Genomic DNA, 15,455 nt, shown 5'->3' with positions numbered 1-15,455 from the left:
GGCTGCCGGCCGGGCTGACGCTGGTCGGGCACCGAGGGAGCCGGTGAGGTGCAGACCCCGCTGGCCGGCGCCGCGGCGGCCGGGCTGCGGGTCGGCGACCGGGTGTGGTTCCGGCACGCCAAGGCGGGCGAGCTCTGCGAGCACGTCAACGAGTTGCACCTGGTCTCCGGTGACGAGGTGGTCGCCACCGTGCCCACCTACCGCGGCGAGGGGCACGCCTTCCTCTGACCGGGGCCGCCCGGCCGGGGCCGTCAGCCGGGTTGGACGGCCTCGGTGGCGTTCACGTGGCGATGCAGGTACTCGCGGATCAGCGCCTTGGCCTCGGCGAGGACCCGCTCGTCGCCCTCGGGCTTGCGGCGGAACGCCAGCTTGATCAGGGCGTCCGCGGCCTCGACGGCGATCTCCAGGCAGAACCGCAGCCGCGGTTCGTCGGTCATGCCGAACCGCTCGGTCAGCACCCGGGCCAACTGGTCGGCGATCACGCCGTTGTTGTCCCGCTGCTCATCGAGCAGGTGCAGGTCAACCACGTCGCCGAAGTGCAGGGTACGGAACCCCGGGACCGTCCGGTGCATCGTGATGTACTCGTCGATCCCCGCGTCGACGCCGTCCCACCAGTGGGTCAGGTCGTCCGAGGCGAACCGCTCGTCGAGCCGCTGCAGGTAGGACTCCATCGTGCGCAGGGTCAGCGCCTGCACGATCGCCCGCTTGTCCGGAAAGAACTGGTAGACCGACCCGATCGCCACCTCGGCACGTTCGGCGAGCAGCGTGGTGGTCAGTCCCTCGTACCCCACTTCGTCGACGAGTTCGGCACAGGCGTCCAACATCCGCTGGACCCGCGCGACACTTCGACCCTGCACCGGAACGCGGCGCAGCGGCCCGGTCGTGGCGGCTGGTGTGGACACTCGGCGCCACCCCCCTTCGACGGAAGAACATATCTGGTTGTCACGAGTCCGTGACTACCGGTACAACGAGCGGACCTCGATTGCGGTATTTACCAGGAACAACGTTCCTGATATGAAGTCAGTTCATATTCACGTCGAGGAGCGCGCCGATGGCCGGTACCGCCACCGCATGGTCCAACTGGGCCGGCAACCAGCACAGCATCGCCACCGCCATCCTGCGCCCCGCCACGCTGGACGGCGTCACCGAGGCCGTCCGGGACGCCGCCGCCGCGGGTGAACACATCCGGGTGGTCGGCAGCGGACACTCGTTCACCCCGATCGCCGTGGCCGACGGCCGGCGGATCGAGTTGACCAACCTGGCGACCGACGTCCGGGTCGACCGGGACCGCCGCCTGGTCACCGTGCCCGCCGGGATGACCCTGCACACGCTCAACGCACTGCTCGCCCGGAACGGGCTCGCGCTGCCCAACCTCGGCGACATCGACGCCCAGACCGTCGCCGGCGCGATCTCCACCGGCACCCACGGCACCGGAGCAGGATACGGCTGCCTGTCCACCTTCGTCACGGCGCTGACCCTGGTCACCGGCACCGGCGAGGTACTGCGCTGCTCCGCCGACGAGCAGCCGGACGTCTTCGCCGCCGCCCGCGTCGGGCTGGGCGCGCTCGGCGTGCTGGTCGAGGTGACCCTGCGCTGCGTCGACGCCTTCGTGCTGCGCGCCCACGAGCGCCCGGCGCCGCTGGACTCGGTGCTCGCCGAGCTGCCGACGCTGATCGACGCGCACGACCACGTCGAGTTCTACTGGTTCCCGTACACCGCGCGGGTGCAGGTCAAGACCAACGACCAGGTGCCCGCCGACGACCGGCCGCTGCCCCGGTGGCGCGGCTGGCTGGACGACGACTTCCTGGCCAACACCGTCTTCGCCGGGGCCTGCCGGCTGGGCCGCGCCGTGCCGGCGCTGGCCCCGACCATCAGCGCGGTCTCCGCCCGGGCGCTCACCGAACGCACCTACACCGGCCGCTCCGACACGGTCTTCTGCACCCCGCGCCGGGTCCGCTTCGTGGAGATGGAGTACGCCCTGCCGCGCGCCGCCCTGCCGACCGCGCTCGACGCGCTCCGGCGGATCGTCGACGGGCTGCCATTCAAGGTGCTCTTCCCGGTCGAGGTGCGGTTCACCGCCGCCGACGACATCTGGCTGTCGCACGGCTACGGCCGGGAGTCCGCGTACGTGGCGATCCACCAGTACGTCGGCATGCCGTACGAGCCGTACTTCCGGGCCTTCGAGCAGGTGGCGACCGACCTCGGGGGTCGGCCGCACTGGGGGAAGCTGCACTACCGGGACGCGGCGTCACTCGCCACGGCGTACCCCCGCTTCGCCGACTTCCTGGCGGTCCGCGACCGCCTGGACCCGGACCGGCTCTTCACCAACCCGCACCTGGACCGGATCCTCGGGTGAGCGCTCCCCGGGCGCCGAGGCGCCCGGGGGTCCGTCACTCGGCGGTGGTGGCCGCCTTCTTCGGGGCGGCCTTCTTCGCCGGGGCCTTCTTGGCCGCCGTCGCCTTGGCGGTGGTGGTCTTCTTGGCCGCGGTCGACTTGGCCGCGGCGGTCTTCTTCGCCGCCGTCGCCTTCTTGGCCGGGGCCTTCTTGGCGGCCGCCTTCTTCTTCGGCGCCGGACCCTTCGCCCGCTTCTCGGCCAGCATCTCGGAGGCCTGCTCGATGGTCAGCTCCTCCGGGGTCTGGCCCCGGCGCAGCGACGCGTTGAACTCGCCGTCGGTCACGTACGGCCCGAACCGGCCGTCCTTGATGACCAGCGGCTTCTCGGTCAGCGGGTCGACGCCCATCTCCCGCAGCGGCGGCGCGGCGGCGCGACGCTGGCGGGTCTTCGGAGCGGCCAGCAGGGCCAGCGCCTCGTCCAGCGTGACGGTGAACATCTTGTCTTCCGAGTCCAGCGAACGGAACTCGTCACCACGCTTGACGTACGGGCCGTAGCGGCCGTTGTTGGCGAAGACCTCGACCCCGTCGGGGGCGACCCCGATCAGCCGGGGCAGGCTGAGCAGCTTCAACGCCTCGTCGAGGGTGAGCGAGTCCGGCGTCTGCGAGCTCAGCAGCGAGGACTTGCGCTCGCCGCTGGCCACGTACGGGCCGAACCGGCCGGACTTGAGCAGGATCGGCTCGCCGGTGGCCGGGTCGTCGCCGAGCTTGCGCTCGCCCCCGCCGCCGAGGAACAGCTCGTGCACCTTCTCCGGGGTCAGCTCGTCGGGCGCCAACCCCTCGGGGATGGGTGCCCGGTCGCCCGGGGCGCCGCCCTCCTCGCCCTCCGCCTTCGGCGCGGGCTGCTCGCCCGGCACCGCCCGCTGCAGGTACGGCCCGAACCGGCCGACCCGGACGACGACCTCGCGGCCCTCGTCGTCGGTGAAGAGCGGGATCGAGTTGACGCTGCGCGCGTCGATGTCGGTGATGTTCTCGGTGACCAGCTTCTTCAGCCCGCCGGCGTGGGCGATGGCCTGGTCGCCAGTGCCGTTGGCGCTGCCGAAGTAGAAGGAGGTGAGGAAGTCGACCGCCGCGTGGCCACCGCCGGCGATCTCGTCCAGCTCGTTCTCCATGCTGGCGGTGAAGTCGTAGTCGATCAGGCGCGGGTAGTGCCGCTCCAGCAGCCCGATCACCGCGAACGCCAGGAAGGACGGGATCATCGCCTGGCCGCGCTTGGAGACGTACCCGCGGTCCTGGATGGTCTGCATGATCGACGCGTACGTCGACGGGCGGCCGATGCCCAGCTCCTCCAGCGCCTTGACCAGCGACGCCTCGGTGTAGCGCGACGGCGGCTGGGTGTGGTGGCCCTGCGCGGCCAGCTCGTCGGCGGTCAGCGGCTGGTCCTTGACCAGGGTGGGCAGCCGGCGCTCGGCGTCCTCGGCCTCGGCGTTCTCGTCGTCGCTCGACTCGACGTACGCCCGCAGGAAGCCCGGGTCGGTGATGGTCTTGCCGGTCGCGCCGAAGTCGGCCTCCTCCTGCGCGGAGGAGACGGCGCGGATGCGCACCGAGACACTGGAGCCGACCGCGTCGGTCATTTGCGAGGCGATCGTGCGCCGCCAGATCAGCTCGTAGAGCTTGAACTCCTCGGCCGACAGCTCCTTGGCCACCTCGCCCGGGGTGCGGAAGTTGTCCCCCGCCGGGCGGATCGCCTCGTGCGCCTCCTGCGCGTTCTTCACCTTGCCGGTGTAGCGGCGCGGCTCCGGCGGCACGCTGCGCTCGCCGTACAGCTCGACGATCTGCCGGCGGGCCGCCGCGATGGCGGTCTCCGACAGGTTCACCGAGTCGGTACGCATGTAGGTGATGTAGCCGTTCTCGTAGAGGCGCTGCGCGGTGCGCATCGTCTGCTGCGACGAGAGGCGCAGCTTGCGGGCCGCCTCCTGCTGGAGGGTGGAGGTGATGAACGGCGCGTACGGGCGGCGGCGGTAAGGCTTCTCCTCGACCCGGGTGACGGTGAACGGCCGTCCGTCGAGGCGGGCCGCCAGGCCCCGGGCGCCGCCCTCGTCCAGGTGCACGACGCCGGCACCGGCCCGGACCCGACCCGTGGTGGGCTCGAAGTCCTTGCCGGTGGCGATCCGGTCGCCGTTCAGCGCGACCAGGGTGGCGTTGAAGTTGCGCGGGCCCTCGCCGGCGTTCGCCACGGCGAGGGTGGCCAGGATGTCCCAGTACTCGGCGGTGCGGAAGGCCATCCGCTGGCGCTCCCGCTCGACCACGATCCGGGTCGCCACGGACTGCACCCGGCCCGCCGAGAGCTTCGGCATGACCTTCTTCCACAGCACCGGCGAGACCTCGTAGCCGTAGAGCCGGTCGAGGATGCGGCGCGCCTCCTGGGCGTCGACCAGGTCGCGGTCGATCTCGCGGGGGTTGGCCACCGCCGCCTGGATCGCCGGCTTGGTGATCTCGTGGAAGACCATCCGCTTGACCGGCACCTTGGGCTTGAGCGTCTCCACCAGGTGCCAGGCGATCGCCTCGCCCTCGCGGTCCTCGTCCGTCGCCAGGAAGATCTCGTCGACCTCCTTGGCCAGCTTCACCAGCTTGCTGATCTGCTGCTTACGGTCGGCGGAAACGACGTAGAGGGCGTGGAAGCCGTTGTCGACGTCCACCCCGAGCCGGGCCCACGCCTCGCCCTTGTACTTGGCGGGCACGTCGGCGGCGTTGCGCGGGAGGTCCCGGACGTGGCCGAAGCTGGCCTCCACGACGTATCCCGGGCCGAGGTAGCCCGAGATCGTCTTGGCCTTCGCCGGTGACTCGACGATGACCAGACGGGTGGTTCCAGCGTTGCTCGGCACGTCTCTCCCCGACCTCACTCCTGCTCCATGCCCGATTCGGGCCGTGTTGCACCCCACCGGACCACCGGCGGTCCGGATGTCCAACGTAACGCGCCGCCGGGGTTTCGGGTTTCGCGGGCGGCAAACAGCCTCCGCGCGGCGGGCGCCACGGCGCCGCGCGGGCTTCACGGGCCGGACGGCGCCACCGTACACCGTGGGTAGGGCCGGAGGCGGGCCACTGTGACGATGGCGGACCCTCGGCCGAGGGTCCCCGAGCCGTTTTACCGGCCGAGACGCCGCCCGGCTGTCCCCGATCGGACACCTCGTCGCCGCGCCCGCCTGACCCGCCCTGATCGACTCCGTTACGGCGAGCCGGCGCTGTCCCGGTGGCCCTGATGCCGCCACCTCGCCGGCCTGGAGTCGATCTTGCAGGCCCCCGCCTTCTTTCCTGAGCCGGTGGTCAGGCCGGGGTCGGCCAGGCCTCCGGCGGGGCAGCCGACGGCCGCTCGCCGACCAGCTCGGCCAGCCGGGTCAACCGCCGACGGCCGGCGATCCGGAAGGCCGGCCGGCCGTCGTCGGGCTCCGACACCGCCGTCGGCAGACCCACGGCGGCGAGCGCCGCCCGCACCGTCGGCCACCACGTCCTGGTCACCCGGCCGAGCCCGAGCAGGAACCCCGCGGGTCGGGCGGCCGGCGGCGGCCAGCCAGAGCCGCAACCGCCGACCGTTGAGATGGAAATGCGCGGGCGGACGCTTGCGGCCCGCGTCGACCAGCCAGGCCGTCGCCAGCGGCGCGAGGGTCCGCGCGTACGAGGTGCGCACGGCGTACCGCTGGTCCTCGGTCGCCTCCCAGCTCGCGGCCAGCCCCCGCAACCCCAGCTCGGCGACGAGCACGTGCACCCGCCAGGCGGCGTCGACCGCGATCGACAGTCGGGCCGTACGCCCCATCCGGCCCACCTCGCCGGGGCCGGCGAGCAGGCCGGCCAGGTCGGCGACGGACGGATCCGCCGCCTCGGTGCCGAACAGCGAGAGCTGGCGCACCGGTTCGGGGGGTGAGTCGGGAGGGGTCAGCGACACTCCGGAACCTCGTCGAAGGCCTGTTTGAGCTCTTCAGAGTTGAGCCGGCTGGTGTCCAGCGCGCTCGCGTCGTACTCCTTGGTGAGCGTCTCGACCGTGGCCTTGACGCCGTCGTAGAAGGTGCTGGCCTCGCCGGTGCCGAGCCCGTCGATGGTGTCGCGGGCCCGCCCGTACGCGTCCCGCACCTTCTCCAGGGTGGTCTGGAACCCCTTGGAGATCTCCTCGCCGTGCTCGGTCTCCGGGACACCGGCGTCGGCGACCCTGCGCCGGGCGGTCTCGCTGGCGTCCGCCGCGCCGGCGAAGAGCCGGACCAGGTTCTCCTTGGCCTGCGCCGGGGTGGTCTGCGCGGTCATCTGCTGGTCGGTGCTGCTGGTCAGCTTGCTGATCTCGGCCCGCCAGGGGGTGAGCGCCTCACAGACCGAGGCGGCCCAGGCCCGCGGGGTGGGCCCACCACCGCAGGCGGCGACGGCGAGCACGAGCGTGGCCAGGACCACCGTGAGCTTTCCGGCGGCTGACGCCCGGCACGTACGCATGCGTTGCAGCGTACGGCCTCCGCGCCGATGCGCCACCGCTCAGGTTTGCCGCCCTCGGGGCGCGGCGGACGGGTTCCCGGCCGGCGGTCGGCCGACCGGGAACCCACCGTCGCCTCAGGCGTTGACCGTCTCCGCCCGCTCCGGGCTGCCCGCGCCGGAGCCGTCGTCGGAGGAGTCCATCGCCACGCCCTTGCGCTTGCTGAACACCACCGCGGCCACCACGATCAGGGTCGCGACCAGCGCGATCGTCACCCGCAGCGCGGTGTTGCGGTCGTCGCCGACGCTCCACGCCACCACGGCCGGCGCGATCAGCAGCGAGACCAGGTTCATCACCTTGATCAGCGGGTTGATCGCCGGGCCGGCGGTGTCCTTGAACGGGTCACCGACCGTGTCACCGATGACCGTCGCGGCGTGCGAGTCGGAGCCCTTGCCCCCGTACGCGCCGTCCTCGACCAGCTTCTTGGCGTTGTCCCAGGCGCCACCGGAGTTGGCCAGGAAGACCGCCATCAGCGTGCCGGCACCGATCGCCCCGGCCAGGTACGCCGCCAGCGCGCCGGGCCCGAGGCCGAAGCCGACCGCGATCGGCGCGAGGATGGCCAGCAGACCGGGGGTCATCAGCTCGCGCTGCGCGTCCCGGGTGCAGATGTCGACGACCTTGCCGTACTCGGGGCGCTGGGTGCGGTCCATGATCCCGGGCAGCTCGCGGAACTGCCGGCGGACCTCCATCACCACGGCCCCCGCCGAGCGGGAAACCGCGTTGATGGCCAGCCCGGAGAAGAGGAAGACCACCGCCGCGCCGATGATCAGACCGACCAGGTTGCGCGGGTTGGACACGTTCAGCGAGTTGAGGATCTCGGTGCCGACGTCCCCGACCCCGGCGTCGGCGTACGCGGTGCGCAGGGTGTCGGTGTACGAGCCGAACAGCGCGGTCGCGGCGAGCACCGCCGTGGCGATCGCGATGCCCTTGGTGATCGCCTTGGTGGTGTTGCCCACCGCGTCCAGCTCGGTGAGGATCCGGGCGCCGTTCTCGTCGATGTCGCCGGACATCTCCGCCACGCCCTGCGCGTTGTCGGAGATCGGGCCGAAGGTGTCCATCGCGACGATCACGCCGACGGTGGTGAGCAGGCCGGTGCCGGCCAGCGCGACCGCGAAGAGCGAGAGCGTGATGGAGCTGCCGCCGAGCAGGAACGCCCCGAAGACGCCGGCGGCGATCAGCAGCGCCGAGTAGACCGCCGACTCCAGGCCGACGCTGATGCCGGCGAGGATGACGGTGGCCGCGCCGGTCTGCGAGCTCTTGCCGATGTCCTGCACCGGGCGCCGGTTGGTCTCGGTGAAGTAGCCGGTCAGCGCCTGGATGGCGGCGGCCAGCACGATGCCGATGACGACCGCGCCGATGGCGACGATCCGGGGGTTCTGGTCGACGTCGGTCAGCCCGCCCTCCAGCTCGGCGAAGGTCGCCGGCAGGTAGGCGAAGGCGGCGATCGCCACCAGCACCGCCGAGATCACCGCGGAGAGGTAGAAGGCCCGGTTGATCGCGGTCAGGCCGTTGCGGTCCGAGACGCGCAGCCGGGTGATGAAGACGCCGACGATCGCGACGAGGACACCGATGGTGGAGATGATCAGCGGGAAGACCAGGCCGTCCTCGCCGAACGCCGCGCGACCCAGGATCAGGGCCGCGACCAGGGTCACCGCGTACGACTCGAACAGGTCGGCGGCCATGCCGGCGCAGTCGCCGACGTTGTCGCCCACGTTGTCCGCGATGGTGGCCGCGTTGCGCGGGTCGTCCTCGGGGATGCCCTGCTCGACCTTGCCGACCAGGTCGCGCCGACGTCGGCGGCCTTGGTGAAGATGCCGCCGCCGACCCGCATGAACATGGCCAGCAGGGCGGCGCCGAAGCCGAAGCCCTCCAGCACCGTCGGCGCGTCGCCCTTGAAGAGCAGGACGACCATCGCGGCGCCGAAGAGGCCGAGCCCGACGGTGAGGAAGCCGACCACGCCGCCGGTGCGGAAGGCGATCTTCATGGCGGCCTCACGCCCGCCCTGCGCCTCGCGCGCCGCCGCGGCGACCCGCAGGTTGGCGCGGGTGGCCAGCCACATGCCGGCGCCACCGATGGACGCGCTGAACAGGGCACCGACCACGAAGAACGCCGACCGGCCGAGCTTCACCGCCAGCTCGCTGCCGTCGGTGTCGTGCACCGGGAGCAGGAAGAGGAGCACGACGGCGACGACGACGAAGATCGCCAGCGTCCTGAACTGCCGGAGCAGGTAGGCGGAGGCGCCCTCCTGTACCGCTCCGGAGATCTCCTGCATGTTGGTGGTGCCCTTACCGGCTGCCAGCACGGCCTTGGTCAAGGCGGCGGCGAAGACGAGTGCCACCAGCGCGATCACCGCGGCGATGACGACGTACGTCAGGTTTCCTCCGGAAAGGGACAGCGCGCCGCCATCGGCGGCCAAAGTCCCGGACATCTATGTCCTCCTGTACCGAACACTGTCGCGCCGGCCAGCGGACGCACTGACCCGACGCCTGGATGCGGTTGCGCAAGCGCACCAACCCACCCCACCGGACCAGCGATGAACGCACATACCCGCTGGTTGCGGGAAGGATCACTTGCTGACAACCCCGGTACTGTAGCCCCGTGCAGTGTTGGAGGTCACATCCGGGGGACACCGTGTCCGGATGATCTTTGTAACTGTGTTATGAGGAAGAATCTGATATAGGAGCCCATCAGCACGTCGAGGCCGCAACCCCGAAGGGTCGCGGCCTCGATGACGCAGAGTGCGCAGGTCAGCGGCCGACCGGCCACACCATCCGGACCTCGGTGCCGACGCCCTCGTCGACCGGGCGAACCTGGAGGTCCTCCACGAAACCGGCGAGCAGGGCGAAGCCGACACCGGTGGTCAGCGCCTCGTCGGTCAGCGACTCGTTGGCCAGGTCGTCGGCGTTCAACGCGGCCAGCCCGATGCCGGCCTCGATCGGCGCCCGATCCACCACCCGCACCGAGTACGCCCCGGCGTCGGACATCTCCACCAGCACCGGGTCGGGCAGCCCGTACTGCCGGTGCAGCGCGACCGCCCGGGTGCACGCCTCACCGATGGCCAGCCGCACCTCGTCGAGCAGGTTCTCGCGCACCCCGGCCCGGCGGGCCACCGCGACGCCGACCAGGCGGGCGGTGCGCACGTGCACCGGAGCCGGCGAGAAGGAGAGTCGGACCGTCGCCATCACGCGCCGGCGCCGGTGGGGTCCGCCGCGATCGCCGCCTCGACCGTGGGGTGCAGCGGGAACACCTGGTCCAGCGCGGTGATCCGGAAGATCTTGAGCAGCGGCTCCTTGTCGCAGACCAGGGCGAAGGAGCCACCGGCCGAGCGGAGCCGCTTGAGGGCACCGACCAGCACGCCGAGGCCGGTCGAGTCGAGGAAGTCCACCCGGCCGAGGTCGACGACCACCCGCCGGGAGCCACCGTCGATCAGCTCGAGAAGCCGTTCGCGCAGGCGGGGGGCGGTGTAGACGTCCACCTCACCGCCGACCTCGAGCACCGTGTGCTCCCCCACGGTGCGGGTCGCCAGCGACAGCTCCATCAGTCCCTCCTCCGAGAGCCGTAAACTCTCCTGGGCATCTAACCATCCCCGCCGCGACGGCCTCTGGCCACCGGCGGAGGCTTCTCCTTACCCACGCCCGGAGTTGTTCACCTCCGAACACCAGTGCGAGAGTGCAGGACGTGAATCCCGCAGCCACCGTATCCGCAGGTCCCGGCCCCGGGCGACCGCCGACGGCGCGCCGGGCGACCTGCTGCGCCGGCTGCGCGCCCGGCACGGCGACGATCCGGTCACCCACGTCGAGCGGGTCCCGGCCCGACCCGGCGAGCCGGCCCCCTGGCCGCGGTGGGCTCCCGAGGACCTGCGGGCGGCGTTCGCCCGACGCGGCGTGGTCGCGCCCTGGCGGCACCAGGCCGAGGCGGCCGAGCTGGCGTACGCGGGGCAGCACGTGGTGGTGGCCACCGGCACGGCGTCCGGCAAGTCGCTGGCCTACCAGCTGCCCGCGCTGGCCACCCTGCTCGCCGACCCCAGGGCCACCGTGCTCTACCTGGCCCCGACCAAGGCGCTCGCCGCCGACCAGCTCCGCGCCGTCGCCGGCCTGGAACTCGACGGGGTACGCCCCGCCACCTACGACGGGGACACCCCGCGCGCCGAGCGGGAGTGGATCCGCCGGCACTCCCGGTTCGTGCTGACCAACCCGGACATGCTGCACCACGGCATCCTCCCCGGGCACGCGCACTGGTCCGGCTTCCTGCGCCGGCTGGCGTACGTGGTGATCGACGAGTGCCACACCTACCGGGGCGTGTTCGGCTCGCACGTCGCGCACGTGCTGCGCCGCCTGCGCCGGCAGTGCGCGAAGTACGGCCGTACCCCCGTCTTCGTGCTGGCCTCGGCGACGTCGGGCGACCCGGCGACGGCGGCCGGGCGGCTCACCGGCCTGCCGGTGGCGGCCGTCACCGAGGACACCTCGCCGCGCGGCGGGGTGACCTTCGCGCTCTGGGAGCCGCCGCTGCTCCCCGATTCCTCGGGCGAGGTCGCGGACCTCGCGCCGGTCCGCCGGTCGGCGTTGCGGGAGACCGCGGACCTGCTCGCCGACACGGTCGCCGAGGGGGTCCGCACGCTGGCCTTCGTCCGCTCCCGCAAGGGCGCCGAGGTGGTGGCGGCGAACGCGCGGCGGGCGCTCGACGAGGCGGTGCCCGGGCTCGGCGACCGGGTGGCCGCCTACCGGGCCGGCTACCTGCGCGAGGAGCGGCGTGAGCTGGAACGCGCCCTGCTCCACGGCGACCTGCTCGGCCTCGCCTCCACCAACGCGCTGGAACTCGGCGTCGACCTGGTCGGGCTGGACGCGGTGCTGATCTGCGGCTGGCCGGGCACCCGGGCGTCGCTCTGGCAGCAGGCCGGCCGGGCCGGTCGCTCCGGCGACGAGGCGCTGGCGGTGCTGGTGGCCCGGGACGACCCGCTCGACACCTATCTGGTGCACCACCCGGAGGCGCTGTTCGGGCGCCGGTCGAGGCCACCGTGCTCGACCCGGCCAACCCGTACGTGCTCGCCCCGCAGCTCGCCTGCGCGGCGGCGGAGGCCCCGCTCACCCCGGCCGACCTGGACCTCTTCGGCGACGGGGCGAAGGAGGCCGTCGAGGAACTGGTCGCGGCGGGGGCGCTGCGGCAGCGGCCGACCGGCTGGTACTGGCGGCACCGGGAGCGGCCCGAGGTGGACCTGCGCGGCGAGGGCGGCGCGCCGGTCTGCGTGGTGGAAGCCTCGACCGGACGGCTGCTCGGCACCGTCGACGGCGGCTCCTCGCACTTCCTCATCCACCCCGGTGCGGTCTACCTGCACCAGGGCGTCTCGTACGTGGTCGACTCGCTGGACCTGGCCGACGGGTGCGCGCTGGTGCACGCCGAGGAGCCAGACTGGTCCACCCACGCCCGCGACGTCACCTCGCTGTCGGTGGTGTCGGTCCGCTCCTACGTGGACGCCGGGCCGGTCGGGCTCTTCCTCGGCGAGGTGGACGTGACCAGCCAGGTGGTGTCGTACCAGCGGCGGCGGATCGCCTCCGGGGAGGTGATCGACACTCGACCGCTGGACCTGCCGGCCCGGGAACTGCGCACCGTCGCGGTCTGGTTCACCCTCTCCCCGCAGTCGCTGGCGCTCGCCGGGGTGGAGGCGGCCGACGTCCCGGGGGCGCTGCACGCCGCCGAGCACGCCGCGATCGGGCTGCTGCCGCTGATGGCCACCTGCGACCGCTGGGACATCGGCGGGCTCTCCACCGCCGTGCACCCGGACACCGAGACCCCGACCGTCTTCGTCTACGACGGTCACCCGGGCGGGGCGGGCTTCGCCGAGCGGGCGTACGGGACGGCGGCGGCCTGGCTGCGCGCCACCCGGGACGCGATCGCCGAGTGCGGCTGCGAGGCGGGCTGCCCGTCCTGCGTGCAGTCGCCGAAGTGCGGCAACGGCAACAACCCGCTCTCCAAGCCGGACGCCGTCCGGGTCCTCGACGTGGTCCTCGCCAACCTGCCCCGCGACGCCGAGCCGTCGCCGGCCCTGCCCTCCGGCGGCGTTGCGTCCGGGTCGGGTGCAGGTGCACCGGCGGCGGTCGCCCCGTCGGCCGCCTCGGCCGCAACCGACCTGCCGACCGCCCCGGCCGCGACCGTCGGTTCGCCGGTCGACGTTCCGGCCGCGCCGCTCCTACCGCGTCAGGACGATCGAACGGACGCACGGTCGGGCACGGACGCCGACGTCACGCCGGGCGCGAGCTGAGCCCGTTCGCTTTTCGGGATACGTGCATGACCCATCCGGCCGGTGGGCATTGATGAATGGGAGCGCTTCCATGGCTGGCCCTCGGTCCGTCGGCGGCGCTCAGCACGCCAGCCGACCCGTCGTTCCCGCACCGGAGGAGGAGCCGTGGCCGACACCATCGCCGAGACCGTCGACCTGCTCTACACGATCGACCAGGAGAAGCTCACCCCCGACCAGCAGATCGCCCTGGGCACCGCGCTGGCCAGCCTGGCGCAGGCGGAACGCCTCGAACAGATCAACGAGCGGCTGCGCGGCATCCACCAGGTGCTCCACGCCTGGGCGCTGAAGGCGACGGTCGAGGGCGGACGCTGAGCCGCAGGTTGTGCGAGACTCCGGCGAAAACTTCGGAGGAGATATACATGCAGCTCGACAACTTGCAGACGCAGCACCAGTTCCACGTCCGGCAGCGGATCCGGATGATGGTCAACCAGTACGAGGTCCGCGCCGTGGCCCCGGACGGCACCGAGGGAGAGCTGCTGGCGTTCGCGCAGCAGAAGCGGCTCGCCTTCAAGGAGCAGGTCACGATCTACACCGACGACTCGAAGCAGCAGCCCCTGCTCGGCTTCAAGGCGCGGCAGCGGCTCGACCTCGGCGCCACGTACGACGTCACCGACGCGGCCGGCAACTCGATCGGGCTGTTCCGCAAGGACTTCGCCCAGTCGCTGCTGCGCTCGACCTGGCACGTCGAGCAGCCCGGCCTGCCGCAGATCACCGGTCAGGAGCGGAGCATGCCGGTGGCGCTGCTGCGCCGGTTCGTGGACTCGCTCTCCTGGCTGCCGTACCACTTCGACTTCGTCGCCGGGGGCCAGCCGGTCTTCACGGTGGTCAAGAAGTGGGGCCTGCGCGACAAGTACGTCGTCGAGGTGCAGAACCCGCAGGTGGACCGCCGCCTGGTGATCGCCATGGCGATCGGGCTGGACGCGCTGCAGGGCCGCTGACCCGCCGACGGGCCGGGTGCGCGTCCTGCGCGCGCCCCCGGCCGTCTTGTCGGGGCTGCGGCGGCGCACTCTTGCCGGGTCGCCGCCACCCGCTGCCCGCGAACCGGCCCGCTGCCACGGGCAGGGCCCGGCTCAGCCCTGCCACCGGCGGCGCCGACACCCGGCGGAACTCGCGAATGGCCGGCGTACCCGCCCGGGTTGTCGCCCCGCGGACGCGGCAAGATCATCGCCAGTCCCAGGCGACCCGACCCGAACAGTCAGTCGCGGATCGGGCCGGCGCGGGAGGTGGCCGTGGCGGTCCGCCGGAAACCCGGCAGCGGGGTCACCGGCACCTGAACGGTCACCAGCACGTCGAGGCCGTCCAGGTGGCAGCCGGCCAGCCGGGCACCGTTGGCCCGGGCGATCTCGGCGGCCGCGGCGCAGGCCACGCCGTCCCCGTCCAGCGCCGGCCCGCCCCGGCGAGCGCCGCGAAGTCGGCACCGACCCGAGCCTGGTGCCGGGCCGTCCGGGCGGTGCCGATCGCCGCACCGAAGACCCCGACCAGGACGAACACCAGGCCGACGACGAGCAGGCACACCGTCGCCCCGCCTCGGTCGGACACACCGGGCCGTCCCGGCGTCACGGCCGCGCCCCGGGCGAGCCCGGCTCGACGGCGGCGACCGTGGTGGCCGACACGGTGATCCGGGGTAGTCGCGCACCGAGCGCCCGGACGGGCGCCCGAACGGTGGCGGTGACCCGCTCGCCGGTCACCGACACCGAGACGACCGCACCCGGGGGTGCGATCCGCGTCCCGGCCGCCGTGCCGCTCTCACCTCGGGAGGCGGCGAGTGCCGCCTCCCGGGCCGCGTCCAGGCAGGCGGCCTTCGTGGTGACCGCGTCGACCGCGCTGAGGCCGGCGAGCAGGAGCAGCAGCAGCGCCGGCAGGCCGGCCGCAAGCTCGGCGGTGAACGAACCGCGGTCACGACCGGCCGGCCGGCGCCGGCTCACTTCAACGCCCGGTCGATGACCGCGGTCAGGGCGGACTGCACGTTGCCGGACGTGAGCACCTTGAGCAGGATGCCCGCGAAGGCGACCGCGGCGAGCGTGCCGACGGCGTACTCGGCGGTGTTCATCCCGGCGTCCCCCCGGAGCCGGGCGAGGAGTCTGCGCACTGGCGTGTCCCTTCTCGATGGTTTCTCAGAGCACGTCGCCGAGGACGGCGACGATCACCGGCACCAGGCCGGCGAGAATGAAGGCCGGTAGGAAGCAGAGCCCCAGCGGCAGCACGATGAGCACACCGGCCCGGCGGCCGACGCCTCGGCGGCGATGGACCGGTCCGCCCGCAGGTCGTCCGGCGACCCGGGTCAGCGCCCCGGCGAGCGCGGCTCCACTGCGCGAGGTG

Annotated in this window: 12 protein-coding genes and 5 pseudogenes; 5 read left to right on the top strand and 12 right to left on the bottom strand. The window is 72.7% G+C overall.

Features of this window, described 5'->3' with window-relative positions:
• Positions 1 to 228 (top strand): annotated as a pseudogene (locus JNW89_RS10420) (amino acid deaminase/aldolase); the annotation flags it as partial.
• 23 nt (positions 229 to 251) lie between these two features.
• Here JNW89_RS10420 and JNW89_RS10415 read toward each other — a convergent pair.
• Positions 252 to 824 carry a TetR family transcriptional regulator gene (locus tag JNW89_RS10415; RefSeq protein ID WP_238448734.1) on the bottom strand — a complete coding sequence of 191 codons (573 nt, stop codon included), beginning with the start codon at positions 822 to 824 and terminating at the stop codon, positions 252 to 254.
• Positions 825 to 1,051: 227 nt separating this feature from the next.
• Between JNW89_RS10415 and JNW89_RS10410 the strand changes: the two genes are divergently transcribed.
• Complete coding sequence (locus JNW89_RS10410) at positions 1,052 to 2,356, top strand: D-arabinono-1,4-lactone oxidase (RefSeq protein WP_238448733.1); 1,305 nt, start codon at positions 1,052 to 1,054, stop codon at positions 2,354 to 2,356.
• A 34-nt stretch (positions 2,357 to 2,390) separates the two neighbouring features.
• Here the strand turns inward: JNW89_RS10410 and topA are convergent, their stop codons facing one another.
• From topA to JNW89_RS10380, 6 genes and pseudogenes are all read right to left on the bottom strand, one after another.
• Positions 2,391 to 5,216 carry a type I DNA topoisomerase gene (topA, locus tag JNW89_RS10405; RefSeq protein WP_238448732.1) on the bottom strand — a complete coding sequence of 942 codons (2,826 nt, stop codon included), beginning with the start codon at positions 5,214 to 5,216 and terminating at the stop codon, positions 2,391 to 2,393.
• Positions 5,217 to 5,557: 341 nt separating this feature from the next.
• Positions 5,558 to 6,271: a hypothetical protein gene (locus JNW89_RS10400; RefSeq protein ID WP_375155071.1), complete on the bottom strand. Its 714-nt coding sequence runs from the start codon at positions 6,269 to 6,271 to the stop codon at positions 5,558 to 5,560.
• A complete protein-coding gene (locus JNW89_RS10395; RefSeq protein ID WP_238448731.1) occupies positions 6,262 to 6,804 on the bottom strand; it encodes a hypothetical protein in 543 nt (180 codons plus the stop codon). Before JNW89_RS10395 ends, JNW89_RS10400 begins: the two co-directional genes overlap by 10 nt.
• Positions 6,805 to 6,918: 114 nt before the next feature.
• Positions 6,919 to 9,269, bottom strand: a pseudogene (locus JNW89_RS10390) (sodium-translocating pyrophosphatase).
• 319 nt (positions 9,270 to 9,588) lie between these two features.
• Positions 9,589 to 10,026, bottom strand: a complete 438-nt coding sequence (locus JNW89_RS10385) for an ATP-binding protein (RefSeq protein WP_088959228.1) — start codon at positions 10,024 to 10,026, stop codon at positions 9,589 to 9,591.
• Positions 10,023 to 10,379, bottom strand: a complete 357-nt coding sequence (locus JNW89_RS10380) for an STAS domain-containing protein (RefSeq protein WP_088959229.1) — start codon at positions 10,377 to 10,379, stop codon at positions 10,023 to 10,025. The genes JNW89_RS10385 and JNW89_RS10380 overlap by 4 nt, the downstream gene beginning before the upstream one ends.
• Positions 10,380 to 10,519: 140 nt before the next feature.
• Here JNW89_RS10380 and JNW89_RS10375 point away from each other — a divergent pair.
• The 3 genes and pseudogenes from JNW89_RS10375 to JNW89_RS10365 form a co-directional block, all read left to right on the top strand.
• A pseudogene (locus JNW89_RS10375) lies at positions 10,520 to 12,866 on the top strand (DEAD/DEAH box helicase); the annotation flags it as partial.
• Positions 12,867 to 13,241: 375 nt separating this feature from the next.
• Entirely contained in the window at positions 13,242 to 13,448 is a 207-nt protein-coding gene (locus tag JNW89_RS10370) for a hypothetical protein (RefSeq protein ID WP_238448730.1), read from the top strand.
• A gap of 47 nt (positions 13,449 to 13,495) precedes the next feature.
• Entirely contained in the window at positions 13,496 to 14,074 is a 579-nt protein-coding gene (locus tag JNW89_RS10365) for a hypothetical protein (protein WP_238448729.1), read from the top strand.
• 257 nt (positions 14,075 to 14,331) lie between these two features.
• Here the strand turns inward: JNW89_RS10365 and JNW89_RS10360 are convergent, their stop codons facing one another.
• From JNW89_RS10360 to JNW89_RS10340, 5 genes and pseudogenes are all read right to left on the bottom strand, one after another.
• Positions 14,332 to 14,502 (bottom strand): flp pilus-assembly TadE/G-like family protein, encoded by a 171-nt coding sequence (locus JNW89_RS10360; protein WP_238448728.1) that lies wholly within the window; start codon positions 14,500 to 14,502, stop codon positions 14,332 to 14,334.
• 80 nt (positions 14,503 to 14,582) lie between these two features.
• A pseudogene (locus tag JNW89_RS38045) lies at positions 14,583 to 14,627 on the bottom strand (hypothetical protein); the annotation flags it as partial.
• 65 nt (positions 14,628 to 14,692) lie between these two features.
• Complete coding sequence (locus JNW89_RS10350) at positions 14,693 to 15,061, bottom strand: TadE family type IV pilus minor pilin (protein WP_238448727.1); 369 nt, start codon at positions 15,059 to 15,061, stop codon at positions 14,693 to 14,695.
• A complete protein-coding gene (locus JNW89_RS10345; protein WP_208418639.1) occupies positions 15,058 to 15,186 on the bottom strand; it encodes a DUF4244 domain-containing protein in 129 nt (42 codons plus the stop codon). Before JNW89_RS10345 ends, JNW89_RS10350 begins: the two co-directional genes overlap by 4 nt.
• 64 nt (positions 15,187 to 15,250) lie before the next feature.
• Positions 15,251 to 15,455, bottom strand: a pseudogene (locus tag JNW89_RS10340) (type II secretion system F family protein); the annotation flags it as partial.

The organism is Micromonospora sp. 4G55 (assembly GCF_016803375.1).
This window is presented reverse-complemented; position numbering and strand designations above follow the sequence as displayed.